This is a genomic window from Bacteroidota bacterium (assembly GCA_040388375.1).
GTDB lineage: Bacteria > Bacteroidota > Bacteroidia > UKL13-3 > UKL13-3 > JAAFJM01.
The window spans coordinates 152,303-172,661 of sequence record JAZKBU010000007.1; the positions used below are offsets into that span (position 1 = coordinate 152,303).

General features: G+C 37.0%; 14 protein-coding genes and 1 riboswitch. Of the genes, 7 read left to right on the plus strand and 7 right to left on the minus strand.

The annotated features are described in order from the left end of the window. Positions 1 to 51: 51 nt before the first annotated feature. From V4538_12260 to V4538_12275, 4 genes are all read right to left on the minus strand, one after another. Positions 52 to 438: an acyl-CoA thioesterase gene (locus V4538_12260; GenBank protein ID MES2381810.1), complete on the minus strand. Its 387-nt coding sequence runs from the start codon at positions 436 to 438 to the stop codon at positions 52 to 54. Between the two features lie 12 nt (positions 439 to 450). Next, the gene (locus V4538_12265) at positions 451 to 2,844 is read right to left on the minus strand and encodes a ribonucleoside-diphosphate reductase subunit alpha (GenBank protein MES2381811.1); all 2,394 of its coding nucleotides are present in this window, start codon (positions 2,842 to 2,844) and stop codon (positions 451 to 453) included. A gap of 235 nt (positions 2,845 to 3,079) precedes the next feature. Beyond that, positions 3,080 to 3,436, minus strand: coding sequence for a four helix bundle protein (locus tag V4538_12270; protein ID MES2381812.1), 357 nt, complete (start codon positions 3,434 to 3,436; stop codon positions 3,080 to 3,082). 179 nt (positions 3,437 to 3,615) lie between these two features. Beyond that, positions 3,616 to 4,590: a ribonucleoside-diphosphate reductase small subunit gene (locus V4538_12275; GenBank protein ID MES2381813.1), complete on the minus strand. Its 975-nt coding sequence runs from the start codon at positions 4,588 to 4,590 to the stop codon at positions 3,616 to 3,618. Positions 4,591 to 4,702: 112 nt separating this feature from the next. Further along, positions 4,703 to 4,838, minus strand: a riboswitch (cobalamin riboswitch). A 219-nt stretch (positions 4,839 to 5,057) separates the two neighbouring features. Between V4538_12275 and V4538_12280 the strand changes: the two genes are divergently transcribed. The 3 genes from V4538_12280 (at position 5,058) to V4538_12290 (ending at position 10,613) form a co-directional block, all read left to right on the plus strand. Beyond that, a complete protein-coding gene (locus tag V4538_12280; GenBank protein MES2381814.1) occupies positions 5,058 to 7,160 on the plus strand; it encodes an endonuclease in 2,103 nt (700 codons plus the stop codon). Positions 7,161 to 7,334: 174 nt separating this feature from the next. Further along, positions 7,335 to 8,222 (plus strand): DUF72 domain-containing protein, encoded by an 888-nt coding sequence (locus V4538_12285; GenBank protein ID MES2381815.1) that lies wholly within the window; start codon positions 7,335 to 7,337, stop codon positions 8,220 to 8,222. A gap of 126 nt (positions 8,223 to 8,348) precedes the next feature. Then, positions 8,349 to 10,613 carry a S8/S53 family peptidase gene (locus tag V4538_12290; GenBank protein MES2381816.1) on the plus strand — a complete coding sequence of 755 codons (2,265 nt, stop codon included), beginning with the start codon at positions 8,349 to 8,351 and terminating at the stop codon, positions 10,611 to 10,613. 81 nt (positions 10,614 to 10,694) lie between these two features. On the opposite strand, the gene V4538_12295 is transcribed toward V4538_12290, so the two are convergent. Further along, positions 10,695 to 12,293, minus strand: a complete 1,599-nt coding sequence (locus tag V4538_12295) for a hypothetical protein (protein ID MES2381817.1) — start codon at positions 12,291 to 12,293, stop codon at positions 10,695 to 10,697. A 130-nt stretch (positions 12,294 to 12,423) separates the two neighbouring features. After that, the gene (locus V4538_12300; protein MES2381818.1) at positions 12,424 to 13,182 is read right to left on the minus strand and encodes an XRE family transcriptional regulator; all 759 of its coding nucleotides are present in this window, start codon (positions 13,180 to 13,182) and stop codon (positions 12,424 to 12,426) included. Between the two features lie 214 nt (positions 13,183 to 13,396). Between V4538_12300 and dinB the strand changes: the two genes are divergently transcribed. Both dinB and dnaE read left to right on the plus strand, forming a co-directional pair. Continuing rightward, positions 13,397 to 14,581 carry a DNA polymerase IV gene (gene dinB / locus V4538_12305; protein ID MES2381819.1) on the plus strand — a complete coding sequence of 395 codons (1,185 nt, stop codon included), beginning with the start codon at positions 13,397 to 13,399 and terminating at the stop codon, positions 14,579 to 14,581. Positions 14,582 to 14,584: 3 nt separating this feature from the next. Continuing rightward, positions 14,585 to 17,530: a DNA polymerase III subunit alpha gene (gene dnaE / locus V4538_12310; protein ID MES2381820.1), complete on the plus strand. Its 2,946-nt coding sequence runs from the start codon at positions 14,585 to 14,587 to the stop codon at positions 17,528 to 17,530. 178 nt (positions 17,531 to 17,708) lie between these two features. Here the strand turns inward: dnaE and V4538_12315 are convergent, their stop codons facing one another. Further along, on the minus strand, positions 17,709 to 18,755 hold the full coding sequence (locus V4538_12315) for a nucleoid-associated protein (GenBank protein MES2381821.1): 1,047 nt from the start codon (positions 18,753 to 18,755) through the stop codon (positions 17,709 to 17,711). A gap of 185 nt (positions 18,756 to 18,940) precedes the next feature. On the opposite strand from V4538_12315, the gene V4538_12320 reads away from it, so the two are divergent. Continuing rightward, positions 18,941 to 20,086 carry an exodeoxyribonuclease VII large subunit gene (locus V4538_12320; protein MES2381822.1) on the plus strand — a complete coding sequence of 382 codons (1,146 nt, stop codon included), beginning with the start codon at positions 18,941 to 18,943 and terminating at the stop codon, positions 20,084 to 20,086. An 11-nt stretch (positions 20,087 to 20,097) separates the two neighbouring features. Then, positions 20,098 to 20,280 carry an exodeoxyribonuclease VII small subunit gene (gene xseB, locus V4538_12325; protein ID MES2381823.1) on the plus strand — a complete coding sequence of 61 codons (183 nt, stop codon included), beginning with the start codon at positions 20,098 to 20,100 and terminating at the stop codon, positions 20,278 to 20,280. Positions 20,281 to 20,359: the final 79 nt, after the last annotated feature.

Consider the following 20,359-nt stretch of genomic DNA (forward strand, 5'->3'; position numbering starts at 1 on the left):
TGCCGTGGTATAAACCAGCAGCAATCCTTTTATAAGTGTAAAAATTAAATATTATTTAATAATAAGGGTTGACTTCTTGTTGTCGTCTATGGCTACAAAGGTAAACTCACCGGTAACGGCTTTTTCGCGGCCCTCGGTATACATTTGTTCTATATATATTTCAACACGTACCTTTAAGCTCGTAGTACCAATATAGGTTACTTTACCCACCAGCTCAATAATGGTTCCTGCAGGAATAGGCTTTTTAAAATCTATCCGGTCGCTGCTAACGGTTACCATTTTCTGGCGGCTGAAACGGGTGGCTGTTATAAAGGCCACTTCGTCCATCAGGTGCATGGCACTGCCTCCAAACAAGGTATCGTAATGGTTAGTGGTATTGGGAAATACCGCTTTAAATATACGTGTTTCGGAGGCTTGTATTTTCTGTTCTAATGTCATGGTTGCTTTTGTTTATGAGCCACAGCTAATACAACCATCTTCCATGGTACACACAGGTCCGTCTATTTGCACAGGTTCTATGGTATCGGTATTGGCTTGTGGTTTGTTTTCGCTTACCGGAATAATAGGGTTTATTTCGTTGCTGCCTTGTTTCTCTACCGTAAACTGTACGGCTTGCGTAGCTGCCTGGCTGCGTAAATAATACATACCTGTTTTTAAGCCTTGTTTCCAGGCATGGAAATGCATAGAAGTGAGTTTAGAAGCGGTAGGATTATCTACAAATAGGTTTAACGATTGCGACTGGCAGATAAAGGCACCCCTGTCGGCAGCCATATCTATAATATTACGTTGTTTTATTTCCCAAACGGTTTTGTAAAGCTCTTTAATATCGGCAGGTATTTCTTCAATGTTTTGTATAGAACCATTGGCAGCCACAATTTTGTTTTTCATGCTGTTGTTCCATAAGCCTAAATTAACCAGGTCTTTTAACAAGTGTTTGTTTACAATAATAAACTCCCCGCTTAACACGCGTCTGGTATATATATTGGAAGTATAAGGCTCAAAGCACTCGTTGTTACCAAATATTTGCGAGGTAGAAGCCGTAGGCATAGGTGCTACTAACAATGAATTGCGTACACCATATTGTTTTACCTCTGCTTTTAAAGCCGTCCAGTCCCAACGGTTGGTAGGGGTTACGCCCCACATATCGAACTGGAATATACCTTTCGATACCGGTGAGCCTTCATAGGTTTGGTAAGCTCCGTCTTTTTGCGCCAAATCTTTACTGGCGGTCATAGCAGCAAAGTAGATGGTTTCGAAAATGTTTTTGTTTAACATTTTTGCCAACTCGCTTTCAAAAGGTAAACGCAACAATATAAATACATCGGCTAAACCCTGTACACCTAAACCTATAGGGCGGTGTTTCATGTTAGAGGTACGGGCTTCTTCTACCGGGTAGTAGTTGTTGTCTATTATCTTGTTTAAGTTTTTGGTTATTTCATACGTTACCTCGTATAGTTTTTGGTGGTCAAACTGACCATTGATAACAAAACGAGGCAATGCTAATGAGGCTAAGTTACACACCGCTACTTCATCGGGGCTGGTGTATTCCATTATTTCGGTACACAGGTTACTGCTTTTTATAGTACCTAAGTTTTGCTGGTTGCTTTTGCCATTGGCGGCATCCTTATACAACATATAAGGTGTGCCTGTTTCTATCTGCGATTGCAAAATGGCAAACCATAGGTCTTGTGCTTTAACGGTTTTGCGGGCTCTGCCTTCGGCTTCGTATTTGGTATACAAGGTTTCAAACTCAGCTCCCCAACAGTCGCTTAAGCCCGGTGCTTCGTTAGGGCAGAATAAGCTCCACTCACCATTGGCTTCTACGCGTTTCATAAATAAATCGCATATCCATAAAGCAAAAAACAAATCCCTGGCTCTCATTTCTTCTTTACCGTGGTTTTTGCGTAAGTCTAAAAACTCAAACACATCGGCATGCCAAGGCTCTAAGTATATAGCAAAAGCGCCTTTGCGTTTTCCTCCCCCTTGGTCTACATAACGGGCTGTATCGTTGAATACGCGTAACATAGGTATAATACCATTGCTGGTACCGTTGGTACCGCCAATATAGCTGCCGGTGGCTCTTATATTGTGTATAGCTAAACCTATACCTCCGGCACTTTGCGAAATTTTAGCCGTTTGCTTTAATGTATCGTAAATACCATCAATGCTATCGTCCTTCATGGTTAACAAAAAGCACGAGCTCATTTGTGGCTTAGGCGAACCTGCATTGAAAAGGGTAGGCGTGGCGTGGGTCATCCAACGCTCGCTCATTAAGTGGTAGGTTTTTATAGCCGATTCAATATCTTCTTTATGAATACCCACGGCTACGCGCATATACATGTGTTGCGGACGTTCTGCTATTTTGCCATCTATCTTTAACAGGTACGATTTTTCTAAGGTTTTAAACCCAAAGTAATCAAACCCAAAATCGCGGTCGTATATAATGGTACTATCCAACAGCTCGGCATGCTCTTCAATAATAGCCATTACATCATCGGCTATAAGCGGTAGCTTTTTACCCGAAGCTTTATCTATATAGTTATAAAGCTTGCCCATGGTTTCAGAAAAGCTCTTTACCGTGTTTTTATGTAAGTTACTTACGGCTATACGCGATGCTAAAATAGCATAATCAGGATGCGTAATGGTAAGCGATGCAGCCGTTTCAGCCGCCAGGTTATCCAGCTCGGTAGTGGGTACTCCTTCGTAAATACCTTCGATGGTTTTTTTAGCCACATCAATAACATTGACCATGGGGCTTAAGCTGTAGCTTAGCTTCTCTATACGGGCAGTAACCTTATCAAATTTTACTGACTCCTTTTTACCGTTTCTTTTTATTACAAACATTGTTTACTATTTATGATTTGTGATTGATGATATATGATGTATATCCCGATAGTTATCGGGATTGATTTTTGATGTTTTTACTTAGTGCTTTTGTTATATTCTTTATTCCTTTTTGTGCTTCTTATATATTATTGATGTTATGTTGATGCGTGTTTATTGAAATCATATATCCTAAATCACAATTCACAAATCCCTTCATATCCTAAATCACAATTCCAATATCCTACATCATACATCATACATTCCGAGCTTTTGTTGTTTTAACCGTGGCTACAAAAATGCTTACCAACTCGTTTGCTTCTTTTAGTAATGGATTGGTTATGGTATCTGCTAACAGTTCTGCTTCTGTCATTATCTCCAACCAATACATACTTTCATCAGCTTCTTCTATAATTATTTCTATTTTATAAATAAAGTCCGCTGTCGATTTTGCCCTGCAAGCCGCCCTGTAATTAGCTCCAACCGACCCCGCTGACCTTATTAATTGTTTTGCCAATTCATATCCGGCAGTACTTTTAGGCAATTGGTCACAAACCTTTAGTATGGCTATATGAAATGCTTTAGTCCGCTTCTTTAATTCATCCCGAGTCATTTATGATTTGTGATTTATGAATTATGATTTATTTACTTGGTGCTTTTGTTGTATTCTTTATTCCTTTTGGAGTTTCTTATATATTATTGATGTTATGTTGATGAGTGCTTATTGAATCATATATCCTAAATCACAAATCCTTTCATATCATAATTCATAAATCAAAAATCAGCAATCCGTTAAAAGTCCTCCTCGGTTGAAAATACCTGCGATTCCTTGTTACCCATTACACCTGCTTTTTGATAATCGCCTACGCGTTTTTCAAAAAAGTTGGTTTTACCTTGTAAGGAAATCATTTCCATAAAGTCAAAAGGATTGGTAGTATTGTATATTTTAGCACAGCCCAGTTCTGCTAACCAACGGTCGGCAACAAACTCTATGTACTGTTGCATCAGCTTGGCATTCATTCCAATCAGGTTTACCGGCAATGCTTCGGTTATAAATTCTTTTTCAATAGTTACCGCTTCTTCTATAATGGCACGTACCTGTTGTTCAGGTAATTTGTTTTGCAGCATGCTATAAAGCAAGCAGGCAAACTCACAATGCAATCCTTCATCGCGGCTTATCAGCTCATTGCTAAAGGTAAGCCCGGGCATTAAGCCTCTTTTCTTCATCCAGAATATAGAGCAAAAACTACCACTAAAAAATATACCTTCTACTGCCGCAAATGCTACCAAACGTTCAGCAAACGAGCCATTGTCTATCCAACGCAAAGCCCACTCTGCTTTTTTCTTTACAGCAGGTACGGTATCTATGGCATGAAATAGTTTGTGTTTTTCCTGTGGGTTTTTAATATAGGTATCAATCAGTAAAGCGTAGGTTTCGCTGTGTATGTTTTCCATCATTATCTGGAAACCATAAAAGCACCTGGCCTCAGGCAATTGTACCTCGCTCATAAAGTTAACGGCCAGGTTTTCGTTTACTATACCATCGCTGGCTGCAAAAAAGGCCAATACATGGCTTATAAAATGACGTTCGCCATCGTTTAAACTTTCCCAGTCTTTGGTGTCGCCACTCAAATCAATTTCTTCGGCAGTCCAAAAGCTGGCTTCGTGCCTCTTGTATTGCTCCCAAATTTTAGGGTAGTTAATAGGTAAAATAACAAAGCGGTCTTTGTTTTCTTTTAATAATATTTCTTCGCTATTGGCTTGCATAGTATCGTTGTTTGGTATTTATTTTTTTCGCAAAAGGGAAATAAACAACGACAATTTGCCCCTTATAATCGGGCTAATTATTGAGTATGCTTTTTGCCTTTGTTGCGAAGGCTCGGCACAAAATTATTTTGTGAGGTAATCTGACTTATCCATTATTTTTAGGAATTACAGTTGCGGCACAGCCCACGATTCACACATGGTTCCCCTCTCTATTCACCTTAAATGAAAACAAAATAATATTGTAAAGAACTAGCACAATTGTACCACTTAATTAAAAAATTAAAGCCATTTAATTATACCATTCATGTGGATAAATTATAAAACAAAGCAGTGGTGCGGATTAACCTCATTTAAGTAATTATTTTAAGGTAAATGATGAAAAAATAATTTTGATATATGGAAGATTATATAATCATTATTTAAAATAGGGTAGTGATTATAAAAGTGAATAGTTATACTTTTGCCTTGTGAAATTTTTAGCGCATATATTAGTAGGGCTCATTAGTTTACAGTATGCCGTAGCAGGTACTATTGTAACCAGTGTAAGTACGCTTCCTTCTTTTGGAAACGTTTATCCGTATAACAGTTCAACCAGTTTAAAATATACCGTTTCGGGTACAAGCTTAACAGCTCCCTTAATTATAAGCAGCAGCCCTGCCTTTGAGGTTTCATTAACCTACGGGTATGGTTATACAGGTTCCATTACCATTAACCCAACTTCAGGTACGGTAAGCAGCACTGTTGTTTACGTAAGATTCAGTCCTTCTGTAGTAGCCACTTATGCCAGTGCTAGTAATAGTGTAACCAATGCAAGTGTAGGCTCTACAACCGTAAGTGTAACGGTAAGCGGTACCTGTATAGCTACCACTGTTCCCAGTGGTGCATCTGCTTATTACAATACAATTGGTAACGTAAGAGGAGCAGGTTTAAAAACAGCTTTGTATGGTAAAGTATCGGTAGGTACTACAGCCGTTGGTTATACGCCCGGTGTATGGAATGCTTATGCCACTACCGATGTGCAACCCAACGGAAAAGTATGGGATATATACAGCGCCCGTTTCGATGTGAACTCGCCCTATGAATATACCCTGAGCACCAACCAGTGTGGTAATTATTCGCTTGAAGGCGATTGCTACAACAGGGAACATTCGTTTCCGCAGAGTTGGTTTAACTCAAGCACCCCAATGGTAAGCGAGTTAAACCATGTTTTTGCTTCGGACGGAAAAGTAAACGGTATGCGCAATAATTACCCTTATGGTAATGTAACTACTGCTACTTATACCAGCGCTTATGGAGGTAAATTAGGTACCAGCACTGCCAATAATTTTGGTTATACAGGTACTGTTTTTGAACCTATTGATGAATATAAAGGCGACTTAGCCCGTGGTTATTTTTTTATGGCTACCCGCTACGAAAACTTAATTGCCGGCTGGAGCACCAATGGCAATGCAGGCGATATATTAGCAGGTAATAGTTTTCCGGCATTTTTACCGTGGCAGTTAAGCTTGCTTTTAAGCTGGAACAATTTAGACCCCGTAAGCGATAAAGAAATAAAACGCAACAATGCAGTAGCCGCATTACAAGGAAACAGAAACCCGTTTATTGATAGTCCGCAATACGTGCAAAGAATATGGGGTGGGAGCATAGCGCCTGAACCAACCATAAGCAGCAGTAATTTAACTTATACCCACAACGGAACCAATACTGCTAATTTATATTGGAAAAGCGGTAATGGAAACAGACGTATAGTTATAGCCAAAGCAGGTAGTGCCGTTAATTCATTCCCTACCGATACCTTTGCTTATACCGCCAATGGTGCTTTTGCCAGTGGCACTAATTTAGGTAATAGCTGTTACGTGGTTTATAACGGAACAGGCAGTTCATGTACCATTACCGGGCTTAACAATATTACCAATTATTATATGGCTGTTATTGAATACAATGGTATTTCCAATATTACAAACTATAATACCACCACCTTTTTAGCCAGTGCACAGGTTACCTTACCTGTTAAGTGGTTAGGCTTTCAGGCTAGTTTGTATACCGATGAATCAGTACTATTAAACTGGCAAACAGCTACCGAACAAAACAATGCTTGGTTTGAAACAGAACGCAGTACAGATATGGTTAATTGGTTAAGCGTTGATAAACAAAAAGGAGCAGGCACCAGCAACCGCATTAATACTTACAATAGCATAGATAATATAGCAGCTTTAACCAATACCGAAAACATTTATTACCGCATTAAGCAAACAGATGTAAATGGTAATTACACCTATAGCGATGTAAAACAGGTTACTATTAACAACAATCAAAATATAACAGTACAAGTTAGTCCTAATCCATTCCATAACACTCTTGGTTTAAACATAACATTGCCTACACCGCAAACCGTGAAAATTGCTATTAAAAACGGACTGGGTATAACCGTAGCTATATTTGAAAAAGAAGTAAACACCGACAACCAATACATTCAGATGGACGACTTACAAAGTTTACCAAGTGGTCTGTATATGGTACAAATTGAACATAGCTTTGGTACGCAAATAGTGAAATGCGTTAAAAATTAAAGGCTAGGCATGTTTCGACTACGCTCAACATCCCCAACGTGTAGAGACGTTGCATGCAACGTCTTTTTACCAAAACCATACCAGTCATATCGAGCATAAATTCTTTCTTTTAGCAAACTTTGGATTTATTAATATGCGCTATTTTTATAAATTGCACCCAAGCATATTATAACCATGAAATTCGGACAAGTAACCAACCCAGAAGATATAGACTTTACCATTCCTGCTGACGATACAAACAACCGTAACGTACTCAAAGGAAAAGAATCAACCGGCTTTAAAGCCTACGTTGGTTGTGCCAAATGGAATAAAACCGATTTAAAAAACTTTTATCCCCGTGGTACCAAAGATGAGTTGGCTTATTATGCTTCGCAGTTTAACAGCATAGAGTTAAATGCTACCTTTTACCGTTTGTTCCCGGCCGAACAGTTTGAAAAATGGCGCGATGCCGTACCCGAAGGATTTAAGTTCTTCCCTAAAATTGGGCAGGATATTTCCCATTTAAAACGCTTAAACAATACCGAAAAGTTAGTAGATGAATACATACACAATGTATCGCATTTAAACGATAAGCTGGGTGTTCCATTCTTGCAAATGATAGAAAACTTTGCGCCTAAAGATTTTGAACGTGTAAAAGCATTTATCAATCATTGGCCTGTTGATTTTCCTTTGTCCGTTGAGTTCAGGCATACCAATTGGTATAACGACAAAGCCGTAGCCGATGAATTATATGCCATATTAGAAAGCCGTAACATACTCAACGTATTGGTTGATACTGCGGGTAGGAGGGATTTAATGCACATGCGTTTAACCACACCCACCGCCTTTATACGTTACGTAGGCGCCAACCATGAGTCAGACTACAAACGTTTAGACGATTGGGTGGAACGTATTGCTGCCTGGAAAAAACAAGGATTACAAGAGTTATACTTCTTTGTTCATCAAAATATAGAGAAAGAATCGCCATTGCTTTCCGCTTACTTTATTGAAAAACTCAATAAAAAAATAGGAACCGATATACCTATTCCAAAAACATTAGACACTGCGGGTAAGTTGTTGTAACCATTGCACTCGCTCGCGTCCCGCGAGTGAGTATATTGCTTAGCCTTCGGCTACTTTTAAAATCATACACCTCAATATTTTGATAAGAGAGGCTTATTATTATATTTGTTTTCCAAAAATAAACAAATGAAAAAGTCATTCCTGTCAGCATTACTATTCCTTACCATTTTATATGCGTTTGCTCAAAACCAAGCCGCTGTAAAACCTAAGCTTTCGCCTTTTACCCGTAAGTTTATGTTAGAGCAGCAAAGCAAGTCGAAAGACCAAAAGCCAAACTATTTATACAAAAAAGGAAACGATGGAAAACTATATGTTAGTGCCGTTATTAAAGTAACCGATGCCACTGTTGCACAAAATGGTTTAAATAAAATTGGTGCCCATGTAGGTACAAAAGCCGGAAAAGTTTGGACAGTAAAAGTGCCGGCCGATAAAGTGCAGGAGTTTGTGGAGTTAGCAGGCATTTTTTATATACAGATAGACGAGCCTGTAAAGCCACATTTAAATATAGTGCGTGGTGTTACCCGTGTTGATTCCGTTCAAAAAGGCATTAACTTACCACTTGCTTATAGTGGTAAAAACGTGGTAGTAGGCGTAATTGATTTTGGCTTTGATTATAAGCATCCAACCCTTTTTGATACACTTGGCACACGTTACAGAGTAAAACAAGTATGGGAACTAAACGGAACAGGAACACCACCGGCAGGCTATACTTATGGTCGTGAAATAAAAGACACCAACAGCATTAAAGCTGCCGATACCGATAACCCAAAACAAACACATGGTACCGGAGTTGCAGGTATTGCTGTAGGTTCAGGCTACGGAAGCCCAACACTGAATACACGTTACAGAGGTATTGCATACGATGCCGACATTGTATTTGTAGGCGTAAGACGCGATTCTATTGAACAACAATGGTTAGAAGGCGGGTTTTCCGATTTTATAGATGGTATCAGTTATATATTTGAGTATGCTAAATCCGTTCAAAAGCCAGCCGTTATTAATATCAGCTGGGGCTCACAATCAGGCCCGCACGATGGCAATACACTTTTCAACGAAGCCTGCGATAACCTGACAGGCAGCGGACGCATTATAGTAATGAGTGCCGGAAACGATGGCGAAGAAAAAATACATCTTTCCAAAACATTTACTCCTACCGATAGTTTGCTGAATACCTTTCTTACGTTTACCCCGGCTACCTATAAAAGAACCTGGGTTGATGTGTGGGGCGATACCAGCAAAACATTTTGTGGACAGGTAACATTATACAGCAACGGAGTTGCAGGCAGTACCACGGGTATGGTTTGTATTGACGATTTAATGCATCCGTTTACCTTAATTGGTGCCAATGGCGATACCTGTACTGTTGAAGTAATTACATCAACATCAGAATTTAACGGTAAACCCCGTATGACATTGAGTATATTTAACAAAGCTGCTGATAATATATGCGTTACCTTAAAAGGAACCGATGGTGCTATAGATGCATGGAATGAATATTACTATTATGGTTTTCCAAAAGGTTTTCAAAGTGAATTCAGCAATTTAAGTTATTCATGGGCAACAACAGGCAATACCAATACTACCGTAAGCGATATGGGTGCAGGAAGATCAATTGTATTGGTAGGAGCCTATGCTTCCAAAATTTCTTATACCGATATTAATTCAAATCCGTGGTCCTATTCAAGTTATGTAACATCAGGTAAAGCTGTTCCATTTTCAAGCCATGGTCCTATGATAGATGGAAGGATTAAACCTGATATTTCAGCACCAGGTCTTACCATTGGTACAGCTTATACTTCATACGATAGTGCTTATACAGCAACAGGTGCGAGCAGCAGGAGCATTGTAAGTGGGTTTACCCATCCTGTTAGCGGTAAAAGATATTACTATGGCGAGTTTACCGGAACATCAGCATCAGCACCCGTAGTTTCAGGTATAGTAGCCTTAATGTTGCAAGCCAATCCACATTTATTCCCTTCACATGTGCTTAACATTTTTGCCAAAACAGCCATTACCGATACCCATACAGGAACCCTTCCGGCAGAAGGCAATAACACCTGGGGACACGGAAAAGTAAATGCTTATGGCGCATTGAAAGGTGCCATAGCCGTTTTAAGTGTATATAATTCAGCAGGTAAAAAGTTAGAGTGTGCATTGTATCCAAATCCTAACAAAGGCGACTTTACTTTGGATTACGCTTCAGCCGATAAGAATCCTTTGCATATAGAAATATTCAACAGCAGTGGCAGCAAAGTATTATCAAAAGACTGGATTCCGGAGATAGGTTTAAACAGCAATACCATTAACCTGTCAAATGAACCACAAGGTATTTATATCATCAGGCTTTCATCAGACGAAGGTTTTACTACCATGAAAATGCTGATAGACTAATTCGATAAGACGTATTGCTTTTACATAAAAAAAACACTGGCTTACAAAAGGTAAGCCAGTGTTTTTTTTATGCAATAAAGACTATTTAATAATGTTGATGATACCTGCGCTGTTAAATTTTTTATACTCATATTGGGTTAAAAAGCTACTATCTCCAAATTTTACCCAATTGTGGTTATAATCCATTTCATAGAACATTATAAAAGGCTCTTTCATTTTTTTACTGTCTAATGTTTTATCACTGCAAGCCAATTTACGAACAAAACTACCGTCATCATTAAAATTGACCAAAGCCATTACTTTATCTGAACTACCAAACATAGTTTTTAGGTCTTTACCATAAGTATTTTTTAACAAACCGTTTAATTCATAATTTTTAGGGTTATCATAAAATAAAATAGATAATTTATCATCAATTAGAATGTTCTTATAACCAAAGTGAATTTTACTAAGATTTTTGGTTTTCCAATCAATTACATGATACCAATTTATTTTATTGTCAATATTGCTAAAACTTAGTATCCCAATACCTTTATATTTTCTCAAAGCATAGGCTTCTGTTATGTTCTGAGCTTGTAAAGCTTTATCTTGAACGCCATAATTAGCATAGTCATCTCTATACATTTCAAAACTGATATAATGGTTTGTTTTACCAACAATACTTTTAAATTGAATATCATATTTTTGAAGAAAAGTTTCCTTGTACATATCTTTTGGAATTATGGTTTTTCCAATAGAGTCTAATTTATTGGTATTTAAATTATATTTCTCTGCATGTGCTATATATTCAATCTCGTTGTTTGCAATTTTCTTGAAAATACTAAACAAAAAGCAAGTATTTGTATGGGGCTCATATTTAAAATCGTACCATAAATAAGTATCCAGATAAAGATTAAATTTAACTTCTTCTACTTTATCTGTCATTAATTGGTGTTTCATAAGGTAAATATAACTTCCTCTGCGGTATTCATCTTTTTTCTGGTGGCTACTGCTTCTAAATTTAAGAACAATCTCGTCTTTATCCATATTTAAAGTTTCAAACTCAGAACTAGCAAAAGCAGTGGCATTCATGAAAAAATTATTCTTGCCCATTAGCTTCAAACTTGTTGGATGATAGAGTTCATAATTAAATAGGGAAGTGGTATCATCCTTTGTTTTTTGAGAAGTAAAATAAAACATTACCTTATCTTCTTTTTCAGCATAACATAAATTTAGATTATGAATATTACTTTTGTATATATCTTTCTTTATCAAATTCATCCAATCTGTTTGTTCACTCAAATCAAGTTTGATAGATTTTAAATAAATTGATATAGAATCTGTTGCACTTATATAGTCTTTTCGGTATAAAATCACTCTATCATGCGTAAAAACAAAATCAGAGATGGTTTTAGGCTCGTTTTGACCAAGATATCCTGTTTCAAAAACAATAGAACCTATTATTTCATTACTTTTATTATACCGTACTATTTTTTGAAAAAAATAGGATCTAGGAAATTTAATATCCCATAGTTCTTCATAGCGATAATAAGAGTTTTCGTCAGTGCCAATAATTTTAAATCTATCCCACTGCATGCCTCTTTTTTTTACAGGCTCCCATTGGGCTGAGAATTGCTGACTGTAGAGTGATTGACTAAATAAACTTGTTAGTAAAAGTAGTAATAATAGGTTTTTCTTCATGGTTTAGTAAGGTATAAAAGGCGGCAAATAAAAGCTTATTCTATTAATATATTTACATTTAATTTCCTCTTAGTATTCACTTAAGTTCTTGGCACTTGCTTACTTTTCGCAAGTGAGTGCTAAGAATAAACTAATTCTTTTTCAATCCCTCTATCTCAACCCGCATACTCCGCAGCATATTCATAATACTATCCAGGTTTAATTCATCCTCCTTCGTATCCGACATATTCAGGTTACACACAAACTCCCATATTTCAATAACCGTAGCAGCATGTACAGCATAAGGTTCGTAGTTTTTATTATCAGAAACCAACTGTAAGTTGTTACCATCGCGAAATACCCGTTTATAAACAACTCCTTCATCTTTGGTAATTAATACATACGTGCTGCCATTGCGTATATCGTTAATCGATTCCACATACTTACCAATTACAAAACAACCATCTTTAAGCGGAGGCATCGAGTCGCCTTTAATAGGGAAAGCACGGTGTTTGCCTATAACCCTAAACGGCAAATTCATTACAGGTAAACTTTCAATATACTCAGGATCGGCATAACCATTTAAGTACCCTGCCGAGGCTTTTACCGTTACCACTTCCACCTGGTCGTTGTTATTTTTATCAACCACAATCGGAAACAGAATACGGTTATCACCCACCTTAATTAAAGAGTCTGTATCAACCGTTCGCAGGTCACATTTAACCAATGCATCAATAGAAACATGAAACAGATTCGATATTTTAATTAAGGTCTCCACTGGCGGATCGCAACGTTCTTCCTCGTACGAGCCAATACGGGCGCGTGTACTATCTAAGGCATTGGCCAACTGTTCCTGCGACCATTTTTTTAACTGCCTTAAATGCTTGATGTTACTTGAAATTTTACTCATGCTAAAATATTTAGCACAATAATACTAAAAATATTGGTAATATTGCATACTGTTTTCAACAAACAATTTTGCATTGTAGTGCCAAGTGGAGGCGAGGTATTTATTTAATTGATTACAACGTTTGAAAAATATACTCGTCTCCACTTTACAATAGCAAAATACAAAGACTTACAGGAAAAGAAATAGTTCATTAAACAATAACCACTACATCAACATGAATAGGCAAATAGTACATATTGATTTAGATTCTTTTTTTGTTTCAGTCGAAAGATTGAGCAATCCTGCCTTATATGGAAAACCCGTATTGGTGGGTGGTATGAGCGATAGAGGAGTGGTGGCTGCTTGCAGTTACGAAGCAAGGGCTTTTGGTATCCATTCTGCTATGCCCATGAAAATGGCGCGGCAGCTTTGTCCTGAAGCCATTTTAGTGCGTGGCGATACCAGCAGATACAGTTATTACTCCAACATAGTAACAGAAATTATTGCCAACGATGTTCCTTTATACGAAAAAACATCTATTGATGAGTTTTATATTGATTTAACAGGCATGGATCGTTTTTTCGGTTGTTATAAATTAGCTACCGAGTTGCGGCAAAAAATTACCAGAGAAACCAACTTACCTATTTCATTTGCACTGTCGGCCAACAAAACAGTATCCAAAGTAGGAACAGGTGAGGCCAAGCCCAACGGACAAAAAGAAATCCTGGTTGGTACCGAAAAAAACTTTTTAGCTCCTTTATCCATTCGTAAAATACCCATGGTAGGCGATAAAACCTATCAACTACTGCGCGATATGGGCGTAATGTATATTAATACCCTACAACAAATGCCCATTGTATTATTACAGCAAGTATTAGGCGATAATGGTGGGGTAATTTGGCGCAAAGCCAATGGTATTGACGATTCATTGGTTATTCCTTATACCGAACGCAAATCCATATCGACCGAGCAAACTTTTGATAAAGACACCATTGATGTAAAAGCACTCAAAGGCATACTCATTGGTATGACCGAAAAATTAGCTTACCAATTGCGTAGCGAGCAAAAGCTAACCGCTTGCGTAACCGTTAAAATACGCTATTCCGATTTTAACACCTATACCATGCAATTACGCATTCCTTATACTTCCTTAGACCATATACTCATTGAAAAAGTAAACGAATTGTTTGACAAGCTATATCAAAAACGAATGCTGATCCGCTTAATTGGCGTACGGTTTAGTCATTTGGTACAAGGCGGCCACCAGTATAATTTATTTGAGCAAACACTTGAGCAAATACAGCTATACCAGGCTATGGATAAAATACGCAAACGTTATGGCAAAGATGCAGTAAACCGTGCTGCAGGTATGGATTTTCAATCACACGATTTCAATCCGTTTAGCGGTAAAACAAAATAGCTCATGTTACTCAACTGCCATACCTATTATAGTTTTTGTTATGGTACCTATACCATTGAAAACCTACTGGACGAAGTAATACAAAAAGGTTACGACACTTTTGTATTAAGCGATATTAACAATACATCCGCTTGTTTAGATACCATACGCTTAGCACAGGAAAAAAATATAAAACCCATTGTTGGTATAGATTTTAGAAACCAAACCCAACAACAATATGTTGGTATAGCGGCCAATAATTTAGGTTTTAAAGAGTTAAATGAACATCTTTCCCTGCACCTGCATAGCAGCATTCCCTTTAACCAAACAGCTCCGGAGTTTAATAATGCCTATATTATTTACCCATTAAGCTACTATAAAGGTTGGCCTTTGCGCGATAATGAGTTTGTGGGTGTAAGCATAAAAGAATTAGCAAACTTGGCTTTTTTACCCGCTAAGCAACAAACCCATAAACTAGTAGCATTACAAACCGTTTCGTTTGCCAACAAACAAACGTTTAATGCACACCGCTTATTACGTGCCATTGATACCAATAACCTGCTTAGCAAACTACCATTAACACAACAAGCCAAAGGTACCGAGTTTATGTTAAGCAGGCAGGAAATGTATGCGACCTATGCTGCTTATCCCAATATTATAGCCAATACCGAGCACATATTGAATACCTGTAACATACATTTTGATTATGGTAAGCTAACCAATAAAAACTTAAAACATTATACCCAAAGCATACCCGATGATATAGCCCTATTACGCAGTGAGTGCATGAAAGGCTTGGTCTATCGTTATCCCAATCCATCAACCGAAGTATTAAAGCGTATAGAAAAAGAGTTGGATGTAATAGGGCAGCTTAATTTTGCTTCCTACTTTTTAATCAATTGGGATATTGTAAAATATGCGCGGCATAAAAACTATTATTATGTAGGGCGGGGTAGTGGAGCCAATAGCATTGTAGCCTATTTATTAAATATTACCGATGTTGACCCTATTGAACTTGATTTATATTTTGAACGCTTTATCAATATACACCGGAACAATGCACCCGATTTTGACATGGATTTTTCGTGGACAGACCGTGACGATATTACCAGATATATTTTTGATACATTCGGCTCACACCGAACTGCATTACTCGCCACCTATAGCACCTTTCAGCACGATGCCGTTACACGCGAGTTAGGAAAAGTATTTGGCTTGCCACCTAATGAAATAGATAAACTACAACGCAATAAAACAGGTGAAGGCTTGGATGATATAAGCAAATTAGTAATACGTTATAGCCATTTAATAAAAGGATTTCCTAGCCATTTAAGCATACATGCCAGCGGTATTATTATTTCAGAAGAGCCCATTAGTTGCTATACCGCCACCAATTTACCACCCAAAGGTTATCCAACTACCCAGTTTAGTATGTTAGAAGCAGAGGATATAGGCTTGTATAAATTTGATATATTGAGCCAACGCGGATTAGGTAAAATAAAAGACACGCTGAGCATAGTAAAAGAAAACAAAGGAGTTGATATAGACATACACAATATAGCAGCCTTTAAAACCGATGAACAAGTAAAAGCCTTATTACGTAAAGGCAATACCATAGGTTGTTTTTATGTAGAGTCGCCAGCCATGCGTATGTTATTAGCCAAGTTACAAGCCGATGATTATTTACGCTTGGTGGCAGCCAGCTCTATTATACGCCCCGGTGTAGCTAAAAGCGGTATGATGCGCGAATATATTATTCGCTTTCGCGATGAGAGTTTAAGAGAAAAAGCCCGGGACAAACTACCCGAGTTATACAACCTGTTAGCCGAAACCTATGGCGTAATGGTATATCAGGAAGATGTAATAAAAATAGCCCATTTGTTTGCCGACCTAACACTTGCCGAAGCCGATTACCTGCGCAGAGGCATGAGTTGGAAATTTAAAAAGCGTAATGAGTTTGACCAGGTACGCGAAAACTTTTTTCGCAATTGTTTAAAAAAAGGACACGACATCAATACCATAAATGACATATGGAACCAAATAGAAAGCTTTGCCAACTTTGCTTTTTCCAAAGGGCATTCAGCCAGTTATGCAGTGGAAAGTTATCAGGCATTATTTTTAAAAGCCTATTACCCCTTAGAATATATGGTAGCCACCTTAAACAATGGTGGAGGTTTTTATCGTACCGAGTTATATATACACGAAGCACGCATGCAAGGAGGTACTATTGAAAAGCCATGCGTTAATTATAGTCAGGCACATTGCGTAATAAAAAATACCACCATATACCTTGGCTTAAGTTTAATTGCCGAGTTAAGTGAACAAAACATAAAAACCATTATAAACGAAAGAGACCACAATGGTCACTATAAAAACATACACGATTTTTTACAACGTGTGCCGATATCCATAGAACAAATGCGGTTATTGGTAAAAGCAGGTGCTTTTAACTTTACAGAGCGTAACAAAACAGAATTGTTGTGGGAAATACACAGCATTATATCGCCCAATACAAAAAAAACAAATACGCAGGAGTTGTTTCAAACAGCCACCCCACATTGGGAATTACCAGTTTTGAATTACTCTGCTATTGACGAAGCCTTTGATGAAATAGCCCTGTTTGGTTTTTCTTTATGCTCTCCATTCGAATTATTAAAAGAAACCATACCTACTAAAATAACAGCAGCGCAAATAAGCCGGTCCATAAATAAAACAGTAAGCATAGTGGGTTATTTAGTCAATGTAAAAAATACTTATACAGGCAAAGGCGATAAAATGCACTTTGGTACTTTTCTAGATATAGCAGGCCATTGGATAGATACCGTTCATTTTCCACCAAGCTTAAAACAATATCCGTTTACCGGTAATGGTTGTTACCTTATTAAAGGCAAAGTAGTAAACGAATACGATTTTATAAGTATAGATGTAAGCGAACTAACCCGCTTACCGATGGTGGATAGGGAGTTGTAGAGAGCTTATAGTTACGCGAACTTTAGTAAAGTAATCTTAGTAAGTAATAGAAATTAAGTTACGTTGTACTTTGTCATGACGAATTAATACTTTAACAATATAACTATTGAATAGTACTAATTAAATCCCCATCAATTTAATAACCAATAGTAAAAACAATACTATCAATACACTATCCCTAAACTTCTTTCTCATAATATATCTTGTAATACTTTCTACCATCATTTTCAACTCCATGCTCAATTAAGTCCTTATTGCCATGAATGTATATGTGAAAGTTTTTATCCAACTTTAAAATACTTTTAAATACGCGGGCCTGTTTTTTTACCGCTTGCGATGAAATTTCAAAACTGCTTTCCATATCAATAGCATGGTCAGCACGGTAAGTTTCATCAAACTTGCGGAACGAGTTAATTAAATCAGGGTCTTGAAAAACCTCTTGCTCAAACTCATCCTTTTCAAAATTATTATGCGTTTTAAAATACTCCATCGACCTGTTTAATATGTCAATCTGGTCCGTTTTATTTACCGCAAAATCTTCAGGTAGCTGAGTGGTTACATAGTTTTTAGCTATGTTTAAAAAATCTTTCGTTTGGTGGTATTCATCGTTACAAGGAGTAAGTAATAAAAAAGTATCTTTCCAGTATTGAGCCTCAGTTGATTTATTAGACTTATCAATGATACATACCTTAAAACCCTTATCCTGTTCTATATCAAAAACAATACAGCCCTTATCAAGCTTTTCAATGTTTATGCCGTCAAAGTATTGAAGGTTAAAACCGCTGCCGGCTGCATCCAGTTTTAAAAAATCCTGTCGGTTTTCCGACTTAAATATACCAATAGCCTGGATAGTTTTACCTTGCAAACCAACATTGCTGAGAGCAGCCACAAATAAGTCGCCTGCTTTTATTTGTGGGTGGTTCGATACTTCAAATAATTGTTTGGCAATATTTACAGTGTTTAAATGAAAACTACTGGCCCCGTCAAATAACTGGCTGGCATAATTGTATATTGGGTTTAACTTAAAATCGCCATTGCTAAAAGTAAAGTTGTAAAACTCATTACTAGTAAAAGGCGTTAAGAAAAACTTTTTAAGCAAATTTCTTAATTGTAAATCTTCTATATCAAGCTCCGTTTTGCTAATAGTTAAATCATCACCGTTGGTTTTATTCCCCACCTGATGAACCGAAACCTGATCAATAGATACACTACTAAAATCAATCATGTAAAAAGTATAAGGCTATTTTGTTCGATGCAATTATAATATTATGACCAATTAATAAAGAGACTCTTTAAAAGTTTTTACTCACCTTTTACTAAGATTTTAAGGTATAAACATTTGCAACAATGTTATTTATTTAATACGCCAATTTTGTAACCTTGCAACAGCCCAATTAACAAACAGTAAAAATGACCACACAAGCCATTAATCTATCACAGTTATTGTATAAAATAGATGAAACCCTGCAAATGCAGTTTGGTTATCAAACATTTTGGATAAAGGCAGAAATTACTGATGTAAAGAAATACGAATCAAAACGCTGGTGCTTTTTAAAATTAATTGAAAAAAAAGACGAACAGATAAATGCCGAAATTAAAGCCACCGCATGGAGTCAGGGATATGCCTTTATAGAGCAATTTGAGCGTTTAACCCAACAGCATTTTGGCAATGGCCTGCAAATTATTTGCAAAGTAAAAATTAAATATAGCATTAAATATGGCTTAAGTTTAGACCTGCTCGAAATAGACAATAGCTTTGCTTTAGGTCAGATAGAATTACAAAAGCAAGCCACTTTAAAACGTTTGGTAGATGAAAGCAATGGACAAATAATTAAGGATACAGACGATAATTATATAACACCTAATAAGCGTTTAAAAATACCCATTGTTATGCAAAGAGTAGCTTTAATTACGGCACATAATTCAGATGGGCAGCGCGATTTTAAAAATGAACTTTTAAACAATACCTATGGCTATGCTTTTCAGGTAGACGAATACCTGTGCCAGATTCAAGGTGACAATGCACACGAAAATATAATTAAGCAATTTGAGCAAATATTTGCCAGCAATATACCATACGATTGTGTGGCTATGGTAAGAGGAGGAGGGAGCGAAACTGATTTTAAACCATTTGAGCAATACGAATTAGCAAGGTTAGTAGCCTTTTATCATATTCCGGTATTTACAGGCATTGGTCATGATAGAAATACATCTATTGTAGATTTAATGGCCAACCAGTTAAAAACACCAACCAAAGTGGCCGCTTACTTAGTAGAGCATAATTTTATATTCGAAAACAATTTGCTGTATCAATACAACCAAATAGAACAAAACATTCATTTAAAAATAGACAGAGCTAAGCAAAATATAGTAAACCTAAAACGCTTACTTCAAACCTTAGACCCTGAAAATGTATTGAAAAAAGGCTATGCTTTGGTTAAGTTAAACAATAAAATAGTGAGTAATCCCAGTCAGTTAAAAGCAGGCGATGAGGTAGAAACAGTTATTAAAAACACCAAAATTAAAAGCACCGTATCAGACGTAATCAATAATTAATTCCCTAAAATATGAGTAACAACAAATTAAGCTATAGTCAGGCACAACAAAAGCTGGAAGACATGGTAGCACAAATGGAAAATAATGAAATAGATTTAGAAACCCTGTCAGAAAAACTAATTGAGGCCAAAGCTCTTGTAAAATTATGCGAAACCAAACTTAGAAAAATAGAGCAAAGTATAAATCCGGAGTAAATAACGTTTGACTTTTAATATATGCAGTTAAACAATTTAACAGTTAGGCAATTAACCAACCGATTTTTTAATCTTTACA